The sequence below is a fragment of the Streptomyces sp. NPDC026575 genome, assembly GCF_055567415.1.
Genome location: NZ_JBVHQM010000030.1, coordinates 1 through 16,205, shown reverse-complemented (window position 1 = coordinate 16,205; position 16,205 = coordinate 1). Strand labels below are relative to the sequence as shown.

At 70.4% G+C, this 16,205-nt stretch carries 17 protein-coding genes; 9 read left to right on the top strand and 8 right to left on the bottom strand.

Going from position 1 to position 16,205, the window contains the following annotated elements; genetic code table 11:
* Nucleotides 1–92: 92 nt before the first annotated feature.
* From ACZ4NB_RS31790 to ACZ4NB_RS31775, 4 genes are all read left to right on the top strand, one after another.
* Nucleotides 93–362 carry a hypothetical protein gene (locus ACZ4NB_RS31790; RefSeq protein ID WP_467666506.1) on the top strand — a complete coding sequence of 90 codons (270 nt, stop codon included), beginning with the start codon at nt 93–95 and terminating at the stop codon, nt 360–362.
* A gap of 237 nt (nt 363–599) precedes the next feature.
* A complete protein-coding gene (locus ACZ4NB_RS31785) occupies nt 600–1,271 on the top strand; it encodes a sensor domain-containing protein (protein ID WP_467666505.1) in 672 nt (223 codons plus the stop codon).
* Nucleotides 1,268–3,085 (top strand): DNA/RNA non-specific endonuclease, encoded by a 1,818-nt coding sequence (locus ACZ4NB_RS31780; RefSeq protein WP_467666504.1) that lies wholly within the window; start codon nt 1,268–1,270, stop codon nt 3,083–3,085. Before ACZ4NB_RS31785 ends, ACZ4NB_RS31780 begins: the two co-directional genes overlap by 4 nt.
* Nucleotides 3,086–3,109: 24 nt before the next feature.
* Nucleotides 3,110–4,147, top strand: coding sequence for a hypothetical protein (locus tag ACZ4NB_RS31775; protein WP_467666503.1), 1,038 nt, complete (start codon nt 3,110–3,112; stop codon nt 4,145–4,147).
* Nucleotides 4,148–4,192: 45 nt separating this feature from the next.
* On the opposite strand, the gene ACZ4NB_RS31770 is transcribed toward ACZ4NB_RS31775, so the two are convergent.
* The 3 genes from ACZ4NB_RS31770 to ACZ4NB_RS31760 form a co-directional block, all read right to left on the bottom strand.
* Nucleotides 4,193–5,260, bottom strand: a complete 1,068-nt coding sequence (locus ACZ4NB_RS31770; RefSeq protein WP_467666502.1) for a radical SAM protein — start codon at nt 5,258–5,260, stop codon at nt 4,193–4,195.
* 108 nt (nt 5,261–5,368) lie between these two features.
* A complete protein-coding gene (locus ACZ4NB_RS31765) occupies nt 5,369–5,566 on the bottom strand; it encodes a hypothetical protein (RefSeq protein ID WP_467666501.1) in 198 nt (65 codons plus the stop codon).
* A 207-nt stretch (nt 5,567–5,773) separates the two neighbouring features.
* Nucleotides 5,774–6,751 carry a quinone oxidoreductase family protein gene (locus ACZ4NB_RS31760; protein WP_467666500.1) on the bottom strand — a complete coding sequence of 326 codons (978 nt, stop codon included), beginning with the start codon at nt 6,749–6,751 and terminating at the stop codon, nt 5,774–5,776.
* Between the two features lie 88 nt (nt 6,752–6,839).
* On the opposite strand from ACZ4NB_RS31760, the gene ACZ4NB_RS31755 reads away from it, so the two are divergent.
* The 3 genes from ACZ4NB_RS31755 to ACZ4NB_RS31745 all read left to right on the top strand — a co-directional run bounded on the left by ACZ4NB_RS31755 (nt 6,840) and on the right by ACZ4NB_RS31745 (nt 9,347).
* Nucleotides 6,840–7,184 carry an ArsR/SmtB family transcription factor gene (locus ACZ4NB_RS31755; protein WP_467666499.1) on the top strand — a complete coding sequence of 115 codons (345 nt, stop codon included), beginning with the start codon at nt 6,840–6,842 and terminating at the stop codon, nt 7,182–7,184.
* Nucleotides 7,185–7,921: 737 nt separating this feature from the next.
* Complete coding sequence (locus ACZ4NB_RS31750; RefSeq protein WP_467666498.1) at nt 7,922–8,626, top strand: hypothetical protein; 705 nt, start codon at nt 7,922–7,924, stop codon at nt 8,624–8,626.
* A 118-nt stretch (nt 8,627–8,744) separates the two neighbouring features.
* Entirely contained in the window at nt 8,745–9,347 is a 603-nt protein-coding gene (locus tag ACZ4NB_RS31745; protein WP_467666497.1) for a hypothetical protein, read from the top strand.
* A gap of 236 nt (nt 9,348–9,583) precedes the next feature.
* Here the strand turns inward: ACZ4NB_RS31745 and ACZ4NB_RS31740 are convergent, their stop codons facing one another.
* Nucleotides 9,584–10,321 (bottom strand): DUF6193 family natural product biosynthesis protein, encoded by a 738-nt coding sequence (locus ACZ4NB_RS31740; RefSeq protein WP_467666496.1) that lies wholly within the window; start codon nt 10,319–10,321, stop codon nt 9,584–9,586.
* Nucleotides 10,322–10,595: 274 nt separating this feature from the next.
* On the opposite strand from ACZ4NB_RS31740, the gene ACZ4NB_RS31735 reads away from it, so the two are divergent.
* Entirely contained in the window at nt 10,596–11,420 is an 825-nt protein-coding gene (locus tag ACZ4NB_RS31735; RefSeq protein ID WP_467666495.1) for a M55 family metallopeptidase, read from the top strand.
* A gap of 82 nt (nt 11,421–11,502) precedes the next feature.
* Here the strand turns inward: ACZ4NB_RS31735 and ACZ4NB_RS31730 are convergent, their stop codons facing one another.
* Together ACZ4NB_RS31730 and ACZ4NB_RS31725 are read right to left on the bottom strand one after the other, a co-directional pair.
* Nucleotides 11,503–12,243, bottom strand: a complete 741-nt coding sequence (locus ACZ4NB_RS31730; protein WP_467666494.1) for a (2Fe-2S)-binding protein — start codon at nt 12,241–12,243, stop codon at nt 11,503–11,505.
* Between the two features lie 168 nt (nt 12,244–12,411).
* Nucleotides 12,412–12,990: a TetR/AcrR family transcriptional regulator gene (locus ACZ4NB_RS31725; protein ID WP_467666493.1), complete on the bottom strand. Its 579-nt coding sequence runs from the start codon at nt 12,988–12,990 to the stop codon at nt 12,412–12,414.
* A gap of 69 nt (nt 12,991–13,059) precedes the next feature.
* On the opposite strand from ACZ4NB_RS31725, the gene ACZ4NB_RS31720 reads away from it, so the two are divergent.
* Complete coding sequence (locus tag ACZ4NB_RS31720; protein WP_467666492.1) at nt 13,060–14,433, top strand: alpha/beta hydrolase; 1,374 nt, start codon at nt 13,060–13,062, stop codon at nt 14,431–14,433.
* A gap of 135 nt (nt 14,434–14,568) precedes the next feature.
* Here ACZ4NB_RS31720 and ACZ4NB_RS31715 read toward each other — a convergent pair whose 3' ends face one another.
* A complete protein-coding gene (locus ACZ4NB_RS31715; protein WP_467666558.1) occupies nt 14,569–14,844 on the bottom strand; it encodes a WCX domain-containing protein in 276 nt (91 codons plus the stop codon).
* Between the two features lie 357 nt (nt 14,845–15,201).
* Nucleotides 15,202–15,957, bottom strand: coding sequence for a glycosyltransferase family 2 protein (locus ACZ4NB_RS31710; protein WP_467666491.1), 756 nt, complete (start codon nt 15,955–15,957; stop codon nt 15,202–15,204).
* Nucleotides 15,958–16,205: the final 248 nt, after the last annotated feature.

Sequence of the window (16,205 nt, the reverse complement as noted above, 5' to 3'; positions counted from 1 at the left end):
AGTATGCCGAGACGGGAGAGTGGAGAGCGCAGCAGGGATGACCGCAGCACGTTCGGCACGGCGACGCCGCAGGCTCCCGACGGGCGACGGCCATGACAGGCGGCGAAACTGCCCCGACGGCCTTGCTGCTGACCGGTACTGAGATCACCCGGTACCTCGACCTCGACGCCGCGCTGGTCGCCCACACGCTGGGCGAACTCGCCCTCCTCCTCGGCCGGGACGACGCGGCCGCCGCCCACTTCGCCCGGGCCGCCGCCCTCGCCGACCAGTGGAACGCCCCCCACTGGTCCGCCGACGCCCGTACAGGCGCCTCTCTTGCGCTCCGCGCCCATGCCCTCCCATCAGTGGATTCATGGCTGTAAGCGGGATTTCATCGGCCGTGCCTAGCGTCGTCGGCATCTGATGCAGGCAGGTCTCATCCAGGGGGAATCCTGCGTGTCCACGGACAGGTGACTAAACGGGGGTTGAAGATGTCCGGTGACCTAGACGCGGCCGAGTCGAGCGACACGCTGGGCTTGAGAGAGGGCGGTCCGGGCGGGGCCCTCAGTACCGACAGGAGGTGGGGGCGGCAGTGGCCGCCCGATGGGCTGCGTCGGCTGATGCCGACGGGGCGCCGCCGATGGACGGCGCTCGGGGTGGTGGTCTGTCTGCTGCTGGCCGGCGTCGGGTGGGCACTCTGGCCGCACCAGCAGAAGGTGATCCCCCTGCACCTGGTCGAAGGGACGGTCCAAGCGGATCTCCTCACCCCCGACAGGGTCAGCCGACTGGCCAGGACGACAGTGGTCTCCGGCCCCCGGTCGAATCAGCCGCACGCCCCGATCACGGCTTCTCCGAAGCAATGCGCCGTGGCGGTCGGGCCGGCGACCCAGTCCGTCTACGGGCATGCCTGGAGCGCCTTCGTGTCGGCTACCTACGAAGACCCTGCCGGCACCGGCTCCTACACCGTGAACCAGGTCGTCGGGGTATTCCCCGACAGCGGTAAGGCCGGTACGGCCTTCGAGACCCTCTCCGCCGGTCTCGCCCGGTGCCCGTCCTCCACACGCACCGACCAGGCCGGGCGCACCTCGAAGTGGGCCTACACCAGCGGGCCGCCCACCCCGGTCGCCATGGCCTGGGCCGCGACGCAGGACTCCGGCGCGGGATGGACCTGCTACCACCAGGCGCGCCTGAAGGGCGCCGCCCTTGTGCAGGTCGCCGTCTGCCAGGGCGGCAACGGCCAGCCGACCGCCGCCAAGCTCGCCGACGCACTCACCAGAAAGGTGAGCGGATGACCAGGGCACCGCGGAAGACGACCGCTCGCATCCGGCGCGGCGCACTGCGCGTCGCCTGCCTGCTCCTGGTGGCGGCGTTGGCGCCGATCGCGAACCCGGGAGCGCGGGCGAATGCGGCCACCAGCGCTCCGGCCGTCGCGGCCGGGCCCGGCGCCGTGACGGCCCTGGCTCCGCCCTCGGACATCGGCGCCGCCTCAGCGAGGCTCGTCCAGCAGGTCGAGGAATTCAACCGGCAGGAAGCGGAAATAGCCCGACAGGCGCAGAAGTTGATCGCGGCGGCAGAGGCGATCACCAAGGAGTCCGCGGCCTACAACAAGGACGCCGCCGCGTACAACAGCAAGGACGCCGCCGCCGGCAAGGAGGTCGGCGACTTCAATTCACGCTCGCAGGCCCTGAGCGCCAGGATCAGAGCCCACAACAGCAAACCGCATACCTTCCAACTGCCCAGGCAGGCCGCCGCGGCCAACGCGTACGCCAACGAGGCCGGCCAGCTCAACTCCGAGAAGGCCCAGCTGGAGGCCCAGAAGAGCTCCATCCAGCGCACGAAGGCCCAACTCGACGCGGAGAAGGCCAAGCTCGGCACCGAGAAGCAGCAGCTCTCCTCCGCCATCACGGCGCACGACCAGCAGGTGAGCGCGCTGCGGAGCAGAGAGCAGCAGCTGAAGTCCCGGGGGCAGGAGCTGCTCCGGCAGATAGCCGCGGCCATGCAGAGCCTCGCCGACAATCCGCCGGACGCGGCGGCGGCGATGGACCAGGGCGGTGACGCGGCCAACCCACCAGGGCAGATCGACCGGTCCGCGGACCAGGGGATCGACGCCGGCGGTAGCGACGTTCCGTCGAGGCAGCCGCAGAACTCCGCGCTGGAGGCGTACGCCAGGCGGAGCGGCACCACAGTGGACATGCGGCCGGGCACGGCGTACCTGTCGCCCAGCGCCGTCGATTCCCTCCCCGCCTCTCAGGCGGCGCAGCTCGCCAGCCCGGTCGGCACCTACGACGGGCTGGTCCGCAAGCCGAACGGCAACTACACGGCACTGAAAGTCCAAACGCCCGGGGCCGCACCCGCGGGGCAGGCGGCCTTCGTCGCCGCCATCAAGCGCGGTGGCCAGGCCACCGTCACGGTCGGCGGCAGGAAGATGGTCATCGACCAGGTCATCGCCGTCCCGCAGGCGCCGGTCTCCCCCTCGCCCGGCGGCGGTACACCGTCCCCGTCCCCGTCCTCCGGCGGCAAGGCCGCCTGCTTGACCAAGAAGCCTGCCCTGGCGGGCGCCAGCGGCGGCGGCTGGATCCTCAACACCACCCAGCCGGTGCCGGAGCGCAACAAGAAGACCACCCCGCCGGGCCCGCCCGGCACCCGGTCCGGCCCGGCCAAGGCATGCCTGGCGAATCCCCTGGCGAAGGATGGATCCGTGGCCAGTGGCGATATCACCGGCTATCAGGACGCGCAGATACAGGCCCCCGGCGCCAACCTCGCTCGCTGCCACCTGATCGCCAGGAAGCTCGGCGGGAGGGGCAACAGCCAGAAGTCCTGGGCGAACCTCTTCCCGTGCTGGCAGGTCGGGCTGAACACCACCCGAGGCAGCATGCGGACGTACGAAGTCATCGTCCAGGAAGCCGTGGAGTCCCTCCCCCTGGGAGCGGGAGACGCGGTGTACTACGAGGTGACGCCCCAATACCAGGACGCCACCAGTACGATCCCCAAGGCCGTCACGATGAGTGCCACGGTCCAGCGACCTGACGGTTCGTCATGGCCGGTCTTCTACACGGTCACTCTCATGAACGTCGCGCGCGTCGGCGGACCCAACCTGGGAAACTGACACCCGCACCGCCAGGAGGCCGACGTGCCCCGCACCACTCCGTCACGCCCCGCCGACATCGCCGCCGTCTTCCCCGAGCTGGCCCCGCTGGCCCGGACGGCGACCCGGTTGCACCCGCGACCCGGGTCGCCGTCCCCCGGGGACAGCTCGGTCGGCGGGCCGCTGTTGTGGCCGGCCGGTGAGCCGTGGCCGCACTGCGAGGGTCCGCACCAGGTGTCGGCCCTGCTGCCGGCGCGGTCCCCGGCTGATGTGCGGCAGCTGCGACGGATCCAAGCGGCCGCCCGGAGCCGACCGCCGGGCGGCCCGCCGTACACCCCCGCGGAGCAGGCCGAGGTGCACCGGATCAAGCGCGGCCGCCCGACCCCCACCGGGCCGATCGCCATGCTGGCCCTCGCCCAGCTGTATGTGCGCGACGTGCCCGCGCTGCGCCCGCCCGAGGGGGCGGATCTGCTCCAGGTGCTGTGGTGTCCCTTCGACCATCGGGAAGAGAACATGCCCGGGGTCGCGCTGTTCTGGCGCTCCGCCAGCGAGGTCGCCGACGTCCTCACGGCGCCCCCGGAGCCGGCGGCGGTCCAGTACGGCGACTACGTGCCCGAGCCCTGCCTCCTCGCCCCCGAGCAGATCATCGAGTACCCCGCCGCCATGGAGCTGGACGAGGAACTGCGTGTGCGGGTGAGGGAGTGGAGTGCCCGGCAGCAGGCCGCCGCCGAGTCGGACGGCTTTGACGACAGCGCCGAGGATGCCTTCTACGACCGCGCGTTGTCCGTCGCGCCCGGTTGGAAGGCCGGGGGCTGGGCACCGTGGAGTGTCACCGATCCCCATCCCCAGCACTGCGCCGTCTGCGGTAGCCGGATGCAGCCGATGCTGACCATCGCCTCCAGCGAATGGGATCCGGACCGCCTCAGCTGGGTCCCGTACGAGGACCAGGCCGCCGCCGCTTCGCTCACCGCCCACCCCCATCCGGCGACACCGACCATGGCCTCCCTCGCCGGCGGCTACCACCAGCAGATCTACGCCTGTCCGGCGTCGCCGGAGCATCCGCACACCGCGCTGCTGCAGTAGCGGCCGCACAGCGGTGGCTGCGCCACAGGCCACATGAGGTGCCGTCTAACTCCGCACGTCGGCTCGTGATCGAGGGCCGGAACTGATCTGGAGGAGTGGCGGTGCCGAACGCGGCATACCGACGTACGGGCAGCGCACGGAGTCCCGGTCGCGACGTGCCCACCCGCGCACCCACGGCATCAGGTGCTCGTCGTCGATCCGGAGCGTGCCGTCCGACAGCAGCTGTCCGATGCTGTTCGCCGGATCGTTGAGCGCCACGGTGCACTTCGCGATGCTGCCGTCGGCCCGAATGACGAACGAGTTCGGGCGTGCGGCATAGCAGACATCCATTGTTCCGGCTTCTCGCGAGGTACCCCGCCCGGCATGGAGTACCGCCTCAAGGTCCTCAATGACCTTGGACCGCACGCTCCCTGAGAGAACGTCAATGGACTCGTCGTTGGGTCCGCCCATTCGCTCGATCGGCCTGAGGCTGACAGCGAAGCGTTCATCATCGAGGAACGTGTCACGGACCTGGGCGAGGAAGTCCGGCATACCTGGCAGTGTGGCGGGCGCGAGATGAATTCGCAGGATGACGCGCACCGCAATCCCGCTGGACCGGATCGACAGCAGATTGTTCCAGATGCGTTGAAATGAGCCGCTGCCGTTGACTCTGACGCGAGTGGCGTCGTGTACGGCTTCCGGTCCGTCCAGGGAAACCTGGTAGGAACGGATGCCGAGCGCCGCCAGCTTCTCCGCCATCGCGAGGTCGAGGAGATAGCCGTTGGTGGTCATATCGGCCTCGTACTGCAGCCCCGGCCTGCGGGCCACCGCCTCGGTGATGTGGGCCGATACGTCTTCCACCACTCCACGGCCCAAAAGGGGCTCGCCGCCGAACCACGAGATGTTCACGCGCTGAAGCCCATCCAGCCGCTGATCCAGCAGCCGCTTGATGCCCTGCACAACGGACGAATCCATCTGGCCGATCGCAAAATCCTCGTAGCAATAGGTGCAACGGAAATTGCATTGCTCCGTAGGCAGAATGATCAAGTGCAGGGCTTCATTTGTGAAAGATGCGACGAGTTCTTCCCGAAAGGCTTCTTGCGCGCGACTGGACGAGTCGGCAGAAATTGTCATGGGTCACGCCCCGATGTTTTGACGAAAGGGAACGGCGCTCGACAGAGAGCTGCCAGAATCGCCTTCGGCCAGCCCCGGCCGCAGGCAAGCGTCGCGACTGGCCGCTGGCTACCTCGGCGGGCCACCCGATCCGCAGCCGGGAACGAGATTGCAGCCGTTGTTGACCACGGTTCGCGCGACGGCAGGCGAGGAAGAGCAGGCTTCTCGTAGCTGCGCTGCAATCTCCGGCGCATTGACGATAATGCGGCCCGCGTCGTCCACCTGGACGTCGACCGAGCACTGGGATGTGCCCTTCTGGGAATCCATAACGGCCTCCTCTGGCGATAGAAAGGCGGTGACCATCACCTTCCTCACCCACTGTCGGGCGAGGCATCTCCCCCCGCTACTCGCGACGGCCAGACGAGGGATGGGCGACAACGTCAGCGCTGATCACCCTCCGGCATGCCGCGGAGTACGTAGCCGATTCCAGCCTGCCGCCTGCCCGGGTAGCTCGCCGTCCGGGCGTGTGGGTGGTCAGTCCGCGATGCGCAGCAGCAGCTTTCCCATGGAGCCGCGCCCCCCGATGAGCTGGTGTGCACCGGCCGCCTCCGACAAGGGGAATTCTGCGCTGACGGGGAGGACGACCGCTCCGTCGGAGACGGTGCGCAGGGCGCGTTCGGTCAGCGTGCGCAGGGCGTCGGGTGCGGTCTGCGCAAGGGCGAGCACGGAGAAGCCCCCGATGGAGCGGCCCTGTGCGTACAGTTCGGGCTGCCCGGCCCGCCAGGGTTCGGCGCCGCTGGCGTTGCCGAAGGACACCAGGCGCCCGAAGACGGCCAGCGCATCCAGGCCGCGGCGCAGCGTGTCGCCGCCCACCGGGTCCAGGACCAGATCGACGCCCTTGCCGCCGGTCGCCCGGCGGACGTCCGTCTCGAAGGTGCCGGGCCGGAACACCTGGTCGTAGCCGTGCTTGAGCGCGTAGTCGGCCTTGGCGTCGGTGGAGGCCACCCCGTACACCGCGCCGGCGCCCGCCGCCCGGGCCATCTGCCCGGCCACCGTACCGATGCCTCCCGCCGCGCCGTGGACCAGCACGCTCTCCCCGGTACGCAGCCGGCCCACCTCGTGGATCAGGGCGTACGCGGTCGGCAGCACGGTAGGCAGCGTGGCCGCGGTCCGCAGGTCCAGCCCCGCGGGCAGCGGGAAGACGGTCGCGGCCTCGGCGAGGACCACTTCGGCGTAGCCGCCGCCGTCGACGAGCGCGGCGACCTCCTGCCCCACCTCAAGCCCTTCCACTCCCTCCCCGACCGCCCGGATGCGCCCGGAGACCTCCAAGCCGGGACGGCAGGGCAGCGACGCCACCCGGTATCCCTCGGCGCGCGCCTTGACGTCCGCGAAGTTCACCCCGGCCCAGACGGCGTCGACGGTCACCTGGCCAGGCCCCGGCTCGGGCGTCGGGGCCTCGACGATCCGCAGCACCTCGGGACCGCCGTACTCCTGGAACTCGACTGCGCGCATAGGTAGAACCGCCCTTCTCTGAGTGTTCAATCAGAAGCGAACACTAGCAGTGTACGATGGACATCGAACACTGGCACGGAGGAGGAAAATGTCAGACCAAGCTGGAGGCGGGGGGCACCGCCCGGCACCCGTCCACACGCACCCCGACGACGTCCCCCTGCTCACCGCCCTGTCCGCGCTCGCGGACCCCGTGCGCATCCAGCTGGTCCGCGATCTGGCGAGCCACCCCGACTGGACGCTCAGCTGCAGCAACTTCGACGTACCGGTCGGCAGGGCCGCCAAGAGCCACCACTTCTCGGTCCTGCGCGACGCAGGTCTCGTCGAACAGCGCGACCAAGGCCCCAAACGCCTCAACCGCCTTCGCCGCCAGGAGTTCGACGCCCGTTTCCCCGGCCTCCTCGACCTGACCCTGCGCGCCGACGACAGCGAGTAACGGCGGCTGAGTCAGCCCCGCCGCCGCGAGCCGACACGAATCCGTGCAGGACCAGCTGGCCGCCGGAGTGGTGACTTCGGCTCCCATGACGAGCCCGTTGCCGTCCCAGCGGTTACCGTCGGCCGCTGGTCGCCGGTACCGGAGCGGCCGCAGACCGATGCCGCCCGCTCGATCGGTGAGTCGCAGTGCCGAAGCGGCACCCCACGCGAACGCTCGCCCAGTACGTCCCGGACAAGACGGAAATCCCAGCAAACCTCCCCCTTATGCGTCACTTCAGCGACTTGAGCGCGCAACCTTTTCGCCGTGCGAGTCCTCTTGCAGGAGGCGCAGGTGTGCGCGGGTACGCAAGTCTGCGAGCGCGCTCGGACACACCATGCGTCATGCATGGCCTGAACTGACGAACGTCAACCTGTGCTGCCCAGGCGGCACTTGGGATGATCCGAGAGGTCTGCTGGATGAAGATTCGCCGCGCCCTGACAGCCGCCGCGGCGGCTGCCGTGATAGCTCCCGCCGCCGTACTGGCCGCGCCCGCCGCCGCGTTCGCAACGGAACCGGTGTCCGAGGCCGGGCCCCGCACGCCCGCCTCCCCCGACTTACCCGATGCCGCAACACCGGCGGACCGGCCAGCGGATTCCGCCACGAGCGGCGGCGGAACGGGTAGCCCGGACGGGCCTCAGCGGCCGGGCGAGGCCGCTGCCCCGGGTCAGTCCTGCGCGTTCGAGTCCGACCAGTTGCACGTGGCCGTCCACGAGCTGCCGCCCCAGCTGACCGCCGGCGGCGCCTGGACCCCCTTCTCCATGACGCTCACCAACACCACCGGCAAGCCCCTGGCGGAGGTCCAGCCCTTCCTGCTCGTGTCCTCCGCCGAAGACGTCGACCGGCCGTACTGGGAGCTGGAGACCGAGTACCGCGATGCCAAGACGGGGCAGTGGAAGACCTTCCATGACGCGGCGCCCGACGACCTGTTCGGCTCGTTCGCCATCGGCCCGCGCAGCACCCTCACGCTCCAGCTGCGCACCCGCGCGGTCAAGGACGCCGAGCCCGGCGCCGGATACGCGCTCGCCGCCGGTGACTACCGCAACCGCGACGGTTCCTGCGGTTCGGCCAAGGAAGCCTGGTACGACTTCACCATCCTCCCCGTGGGCGCGAAGCCGACGCAGCCCCCGAGCACCAAGCCGGGTGAGCCGGGCGAGGGCAAGCCGGGTGGCACGGCCGAGCCCAGCCAGAGCGCCGCGTCCGGCGGCGGTACGGGTGGTTCCGATTCCACCGGCGGCGTCGGCCCGCAGGGCGGCGCCCACCTCGCCGCGACCGGCTCCTCGTCCGCGCTCCCGACGATCGCTCTCACCGGCGGAGCCGCGATGGTGCTCGGCGCGGGTGCGGTCATCGGCGTACGCCGCCGGAAGGGCGCGACCGGGCCGGACGCCACGGACGTCGCCGCGTAAGCCGAACCACTTCTCCAAGAGTCTGACAACCCAAGGATCCCCGGCCTGAGAACTTGTGAACTCAATGGCACTGGACGCAAAGGCCCCGAGGATCCGAAGAACCGGGAAAGAGATCTTCATGAAACTGCGCCGCGCCCTGTCGATCTCGGCCGCGACGGCCGCCCTGCTCCCCCTGGCGGTGGCCACCGCGCCCGCCACCCAGGCGGCCCCTGCCGAGGAGATCCCGACGTGCTACGACCTCGACACCGCCTACGGGCAGTACCACAACAACACCTTCGTGGGCCGCGTGTTCGGCATACCCAAGTCGATCACTCTCGGCACTCGCTGGACGACCTACACCGCCACGCTCACCAACGCCTCGGCGAAGGAGCTGAAGTCGTTCGAACTCAGCGCCAAGCTGGGCAGTTACGTCTACAACGAGGGCGAACGCGACCTGAGCCCGTACGGCGATCTGCAGTACTGGGACACCTCGCAGCGCGCCTGGAAGATGCTGCGCAAGCCCGGTGGAGACGCCGGCGGCACCCTCCCCGGCCCGAAGACGCTGAAGCCCCGCGAGTCCGTCCACGTGCAGCTGCGGTTCAGGGTGAGCAAAGACCTGCCCCTGGACCATTCTTACGACGCGTTCACCGGCCTCACCGGCACCTTCGTCGACCGCTACCGCGACATGGACTGCACGGCCCACGGCGACGCCGACGGCGGTTTCTCCCCCCGCAAGGGCTGAACCCTGCGAGGCGGGCTGCCGCCGTCACGGCCCGACGGCGGCAGCCCGCCATGGTCCACCACTCGCTCTTCGTCGTCGGCTGCCGACACCGGGCCACCGGCGGGCCTGCTGCGGCGAGTACGACGGTCAGGGCGCCGGTGGCCATGGACGAGCCAGCACCCGCTGCGCGGTGGTCCGGTCAGGGCGCCACGTGCGCGTCCGCGGCCGGGCACCATCGGGCTCTGGTGCCGGGCGGGTCATCCGCCGAGCGAGACCGCACCGAGGTCGGACGGCAGCTGGTCCACGGCCAGTGCCACGGCCTCGTGCGCTGTGGCGAATTGGCCGAGGTCCTGGCTGATGAAACCCTTGCCCACTCCGTACGTGCCGTCGCTGTTCGCGGACAGGCACGGTCCGACAATGGTCAGGCGTGGGCGAGTGGTGGTCGAGAAGCGCAGCACCCAGTGGCTCGTGAACGGATAGAGGGCGCGCAGCGCCGGCTCGGCGTACGCCGCCTCGATCAGGGCCTGGTACGTCTCCTGCCAGCACTCCAGCTCTCCGGCCTTGTGGCGCATGCCCTGCCACTCGGATTCCGTCAGGCGCACGGGATCGTGGTCAGGCACCTCGAACCGGCCGGTCAGGTGCACGAAGTGGGCCGCCCGGCGGATGTCGTTCAGGGCCGCCCCGTCGTGCCAGGCCCTGGCGGCCCTGGCGACCTCCGCCAGATCGTCCGTCCCTCCGTCGATGAGGGCCAGGCTCTGGAACGGTTCCTCGCCGCGGATCGACCACCGCCGCTCGTGCCGCCATGCGCTGATCTGCAGCGGCGCGCGGTGCGGCAGGGTGCTCGCGACGGTCGCGTACAGCAGCGGAGCGGAGTCGGGCGAGGTGACGGGCACGGGGCCGATACGGGCTTCCGCCTCGGCCCGGAGCGCTGCGGCGAGGCTGCCGCAGGCCGCAACGTCGGGGTACAGGACGGCGGGATCAGGAGCGGTGGACATGCTCCTGATCATGCCCGAGCCGCCGAATCCCGGGGCGGGTGGCCCCAATTGATGACGGCGGGGAGCGGTGATCGGTCGTCCACGACGGTGAGTCGCCTCGTTCCTCCTCGGAGGCCGGGCAGTGCCGATGATGACGATGTGGCGGGCGGGCGTCCGACTGGCTGAAAGGACGCTCTGGCCGTGCTCCGGCCGACTCCCCCATAACTGGAGGGGCCATCACCGGCAACGGGCGCGGGCATCGGCCCGGTTCGCACTGCACCAGGGAGCGTGTGCCGTGAAAATCTTCGTCTCCTCTGACATGGAAGGCACCGCAGGCGTGGTGGACTGGTCGCAGTGCCGACCCTCGGAGCCTGAATACGCCTACTTCCGCGGCCTGTTGCAGGACGAGGTCAACGCCGCGATCGAGGGAGCGCGGGCCGGCGGCGCGACCGAGTTCCTGGTGAATGACGCACACTCGACGATGGCCAATCTCCGGCCGGACGCCCTCGCGGGCCGCAGCCGCTATCTGTCCGGACGGCACAAGCCGCTGTACATGATGCAGGGCCTGGACGACTCGTTCGACGCGGTCTTCTTCGTCTCCTACCACGGCTCGATGTCCGGCACCCCGGCCACGCTGTCGCACACCTACAACCCACGGGCCGTGAGCGAGGTACGTCTGGGCGGAGTGGTCGCCGGGGAGAGCGGCATCAACGCCCTGGTCGCGCTCGGCCACGGCGTGCCCGTGGTGCTGATCACCGGTGACGACACGACGGCCGCGGAGATCGAGCCCTTCTGCCCCGGGATCCGCAGCGCCGTGGTCAAGTCCTCGGTGTCCCGGTTCGCGGCGGACAGCCTCCACCCCCTCGACGCACGGGAGACGATTCGCAAGGCCGCGTACGAGGCCGTACGGGCCCTGCCGCAGGCCGCCCCGCCGCGTATCGCGCTCCCGGCCACGCTGACCGTACGACTGCGCAATCCGGACCTGGCCGAGATGGCCACCTGGATCACCGGCGTCGAACGTCTCGACGCGGTGACCGTGCGGCTGACCGACGACGACCCGATCCGGCTCTACCGCAGGTTCGTCACCGTCGTGGTCCTCACCCGCGGGATCGCCGAGTGAGCGGAGGGACCGGCTGACCGAGTCCCTCGATTCATCGGACGGGCCCCACGTACGTGTTTCTGCACTCGACTGCCCGCCGCGCTCAGCGGCTGGGCCCTTCCTGTCGCCGAGCCCGCCGCAGCACGCAGTCTCCGCACAGTCCGCCGCCGGGTACGCGGTAGTACAGGCAGCAGCTGCGTCGTGAGAATGCCGGAAGGGTGGGATCCAGGGTTCCGGTGTCGCGCAGATGCGGGTCTTCGAGCAGGCAGACGGTGAGCGCCACGGCGCGATCCGCCGCATCCGGTCGGCTCGATCTGCGACACCAGTCGTGCAGCACACGGAGGGTGCCGACCAGCGCCGAGGCGGCGTTGCCCCACAGCACCTGGGGGGAGAGCCGGGCCTCGGCACTGATGGCGTGGTGCAACGGCACCAGATGAGCGTGCAGGACCGCCGCTTGCAGCCGGCTCGCGAGGCTCTGCTCGAAGCCCGGCGTCAAGGAGGTCGGCGCGGGCAGCCAGAGTTCGTCCGGTGTGCTCCGGTCCGGATGCCACCACAACGCGTCGCTGTCGAGATCGGGGAGGTCTCCGGCCACCGCCGCGGGTGCCAGAGCGATCGACCACAGTCGCCCGGCGAGTCCCTGGTAGGCAAGGGAGGCGGCGACCCGACGGTCCGCTGTGCCGAGCTGTGTGGCGACCGTGTTCAGACGATGGCGCAGTGCCGACGGGTGTCCTCCTCGGTACAGCTCCGACAGGGGGAGAAAGCCCTGCTCGCGGGGTGTTCCGGGGCCGGTCCGCACGGAGAAGAACGGTCCCGCGGCGGCGGTGCGACCGAGCGTTGCGGTCATCGGCTCCTGCGGCACCGTTCCTCCTCGGCTGGGGCTCGCTCAAACCCGGAGCTTCGCGCACCATACCGGTCGCGAACCCGGCGACCGCACCGACACCGTCGGGCCTCTCAGCGGTCCACTATGCGCAGAAGGTACCTGTTCCACGATGCACTCAGGTGCCCTTGCCCGTCAGGGGGTCGCCCAGCCGCGCAGTACGGCGTGAATCGTCGAGCGGAACGCGGTCTCGGCTGCGGTGCCGTCGAGGGCGCCGGCGAGTTCGAGGGTGACGAGTCCGTGCAGGGCGACCCACAGCGAGACGGCGATCAGTGTGGTGTCGCCCGTGAGGGTGCGGTCCGCCACGGCGCGGTCGATCGCCGCGAGGAGCGGTCGTACGGGGTCGTGGTCGCCGACCCCGCCCGATGGGTCGAAGGTCTGCGCGCCGCCGAAGAGCACGGTGTAAAGGTGGCGGTGCTCGCGCCCCCAACGGCGATACGCGGCGGCCAGCGCGTACACGTCCTCAAGGGCGGCCTCGGAGGTGGGCACCGCCGTCAGGTCCTGGAACAGGCCGGCGACCGCCCGGTCGCGCACCTCGCGGACCAGTCCGTCCTTGCCCTGGAACAGCGTGTACACCGCCGCGGTCGATGTTCCGGCGGCGGTGGCCAGCGCGCGGACCGTGACCGACTCCCGGGGACGGGTGGCGAACATCTCGGTCGCGCATGCCACGAGCCGCTCTTTGACGGCGGCGTCGTTCGTTCTCGGCCTTCCCACGAGGAGCAGTCTACCCATGCTGATAACATCGTTTTGAAACGCCGTTTTAAAACGTTGGGGGAGATCGCCATGCCACCGTCCACCGCACGCCCCGCACGTCCCTTGCGCATAAGTCCCTTCCGCAGACGGCCCGTCCGCTTCCTCGGCCGTCTGCTGGCGGCTATCGCCGCGGTGGTGGGGCTGGTCGCCGTCTTCCTGGCGCTGCTCGTCGCCACCGACGGCGCGGGATCGGGGTTCGCCGCGTGGTCCGCGACCACCGGGATCGCGGTCGTCGCGGCACTGTGGCGGGGCCGCCGCCGGTCCTGGCGGGGGCGGCTGGCGCCGTTACTGCCGGTGTTCGTCGCGGCGGCCCTGACCCTGTCGGTGTGCGTCCCCACCGTTCCCACGACGCGTCGCCAGCCGCCCGCCCTGCCGTTCGTGACCACCGAGCACTGGGGCCTGTCCACCGGCAGCCGGGTCGCGGTCTACCACTACCCGCCCACCGGCAACGGCCCCCGGCACCGCGTTCCGCTCGTCTACCTCAACGGCGGGCCGGTGCGCGGCATCTCGGTGCTCGACCACCGCTTCCTGCAACGGCTCACGCGGGAGGGCTACGACGTGTACACCTACGAGCAGGCCGGTGGCGGACGCAGCGACCTGCTGCCCATGGACCAGTACTCGATCACCCGGTCCGTCCGCGACCTCGGCGCCTTCGTCGACAGGCTCGGCAGGGGCCGCGTCGACGTGCTGGGATTCTCCTCGGGCGCAGTCCTGCTCACCCGCGCGCTGACCGATCCGGCCGTCGCCGCACACCTGCACCGCGCGATCATCGCCGAGCCGGGCCCGATGGACGGCCCCACCGCGCGGATCGCGGGGCAGAAGGGCCGACCGTCGGCTCGCGGCATCGCGCCTCCGATGGCCGGACCGCGCTCCACAGACGTCCCGCGGTACGCCGTCGCGTTCGGCTTCACCCAGCTCGGACTACTCAGCCCGGACAACGGGCTGTTGGGGCAGGCCGAGGGCGACAACGCCTTCACCGCCGCCGATCTCGGCAGCGACACCGCCTCCGCCTACTGCGCGAAGGACGCGCAGCGCATCCCGGTCGAGGACACGGCGCAGAACTTCTCCTTCAGCGCCGCCGCCAGCCTCCGCGTTCAGCAGACGCTCAAGGACTCCCCCGCCATCGCCCCGCAGTTGAGGCGCTCCCGGACACCCGCGATGCTGATGATCGCCGAGTGCTCCTCCCAGGTCCGACAGTGGGCGACAGCCGTTCTCGCCGACGACCCTGCCATCCGGCGCACCCAGTACATGCCCGGCGTCGGCCACCACATGTGGAACGGCCTGGGTGACAACGACCGACGGGCGGCCGCCGTCATCACCGCGTTCCTCCAGGACAAGCCCGCACCGCTGCCCGACTACCCGACCCGAGCCGACATCCCGGCCTTCCTCCATGACCACAAGTAAGCGGGCACGGAAGACGCCTGGCCACCGGGTTCTGCGGCCGGCCGGCCCTCACCGGCCGCACCCGACGGCGCAACGCGAACCGTTGCGCCAGCCGTTGCGCGAACTGTTGGGCGCGAAACCCTTGTGTGTCCGGTCTCATCCGATCGTGCCGGTGGATGGGCCGGTCCTCTCCATCGCGCAGGCGGATCCGTAGGCCCTGGCGAGTACGCCTACGGTGTCGGCCATGGCCCGGCGCAGTTCGGCCGGCCCGACGACCTCGACGTCGATGCCGAGCCGCAGCAGCAGCAGCTCACCGCACGCGTGCGCGGTGCTCTCGGTCGGGATGACCGCCTCTGTCCATCCGTCGTCGCCGACGGCGGTCGCGGTGGAGTCCACAGCCCGCACCAGCTCCGGAGGGACGTTGTCGGGCAGACGACGGCGTCCCTGCGGGGACAGGCGGATGGTGGCTGTGCCGGTGTAGCGGCGGGTGAGGAAATCGTCGAGACACGAGGTCCAGTAGGCGCCCAGGTCGAAGTCCGCAGGCCGGTCGAACCGCGCGCAGTTCCGTCGGCAGTGCGGCCGGCAGCTTCAGCCGTGCCGCCGTCACCTCCGGTGCGAGCCCGAGGTCGGCGGCCGGGCCGGGCAGCCAGGCGAACAACAGCGCCCGCGCCTCGCCCTCGCTCATCCCGGTCAGGCGGGTGCGATAGCCGCCCAGCAGCCCGGCACGTCACGGAAGCGGGCGAGGGCCCTCGTGCACCGACGGGCCCGGCGCACCAAGGGCATCCGCCCTCACCCGCTCACATGCTGGCGTATCTGCTGCCACTCCCACCCCGACTCCCGCAGGGCGCGGGCCCGCTGCACCAGCGCGTCGGTCCGCGTGGCCGCTTCGGTCGGTTCCCAGTAGTGATCGGAGGCGGTCGTCTGGTGGGGATGCTTACGGTAGAAGACGCTCGGCTCCGCTATGAACTCACCGGGCGCCACGGCCTCCGCGGCAAGGAGCAGAGCGACCGTCTCGGCTCCGGACAGCGCCTGCCAGCCTCCGAGCGCCATCACCAGGCGACGGTGAGCGGCGAATGTGGTCGCCTGAACGGACAGCCGTCGCTCCAGCACCTCGTGATAGAAGCGCGCGGGTTCCAAGCGCCCACCCGGAGGGTCGCACGGACCGGGTGCCGTCTTCCCGTCCTCGTGCAGGTCGATGCAGGCGGATACGCACCAGGGCACACGCTCCAGGGTCTCGATGTCCCGCTCCAGCGCACCGGGCAGCAGCACATCATCCGCGTCCAGCGTCCGTATCAGGTCTCCCGTCGCGCGCGCGAGGGCGTGGGTGCGCGTCACCGCTATGCGTGCCCGCAGCCCGGTCCCGTAGGTGATCCTGGGGTCACTGGGCAGGCTGTTCGCGGGGATACCCGAGGTACCGTCCTCTTGCACGCACCACTCCCACTGCCAGTCATCGGGGAGCTTTTGCTCACGCAGGGACTCATAGGTGTCACCGATGAAGTGGTGGCCGCCTTCGTGTACGGCGGTGATGACGCTGATGGTTCGCATGGGATGGTCCTGTCGGAGAGGGGTTGGCCCGTCCGCGATCATGACATGGAGCAATGGCCAAGGCTCACTCTCGGTGCCCAGTGCGTCCACTCCGCTACAAACCTGAAAACGTCTGACCAACGGGCGCCCCCGGGGTCAGGCGCGCTGGTCGCTGCTAGGGCCTGTCCGATGGGTCGGGGTCGGAAAGGCCGCGGCGTCTGGTGCGGTGCATCGCAAGGCGCCGGAGCGTCTCGATAGCGGAGCTATCG

Excerpts from the sequence above, each read along its gene's own strand:
- ACZ4NB_RS31790 (WP_467666506.1), top strand. The coding sequence starts at position 93 with ATGACAGGCGGCGAAACTGCCCCGACGGCCTTGCTGCTGACCGGTACT.
- ACZ4NB_RS31785 (WP_467666505.1), top strand. The coding sequence starts at position 600 with ATGCCGACGGGGCGCCGCCGATGGACGGCGCTCGGGGTGGTGGTCTGT.
- ACZ4NB_RS31780 (WP_467666504.1), top strand. The coding sequence starts at position 1,268 with ATGACCAGGGCACCGCGGAAGACGACCGCTCGCATCCGGCGCGGCGCA.
- ACZ4NB_RS31770 (WP_467666502.1), bottom strand. The coding sequence starts at position 5,260 with ATGACAATTTCTGCCGACTCGTCCAGTCGCGCGCAAGAAGCCTTTCGG.
- ACZ4NB_RS31765 (WP_467666501.1), bottom strand. The coding sequence starts at position 5,566 with ATGGATTCCCAGAAGGGCACATCCCAGTGCTCGGTCGACGTCCAGGTG.
- ACZ4NB_RS31760 (WP_467666500.1), bottom strand. The coding sequence starts at position 6,751 with ATGCGCGCAGTCGAGTTCCAGGAGTACGGCGGTCCCGAGGTGCTGCGG.
- ACZ4NB_RS31755 (WP_467666499.1), top strand. The coding sequence starts at position 6,840 with ATGTCAGACCAAGCTGGAGGCGGGGGGCACCGCCCGGCACCCGTCCAC.
- ACZ4NB_RS31745 (WP_467666497.1), top strand. The coding sequence starts at position 8,745 with ATGAAACTGCGCCGCGCCCTGTCGATCTCGGCCGCGACGGCCGCCCTG.
- ACZ4NB_RS31740 (WP_467666496.1), bottom strand. The coding sequence starts at position 10,321 with ATGTCCACCGCTCCTGATCCCGCCGTCCTGTACCCCGACGTTGCGGCC.
- ACZ4NB_RS31730 (WP_467666494.1), bottom strand. The coding sequence starts at position 12,243 with ATGACCGCAACGCTCGGTCGCACCGCCGCCGCGGGACCGTTCTTCTCC.
- ACZ4NB_RS31720 (WP_467666492.1), top strand. The coding sequence starts at position 13,060 with ATGCCACCGTCCACCGCACGCCCCGCACGTCCCTTGCGCATAAGTCCC.
- ACZ4NB_RS31710 (WP_467666491.1), bottom strand. The coding sequence starts at position 15,957 with ATGCGAACCATCAGCGTCATCACCGCCGTACACGAAGGCGGCCACCAC.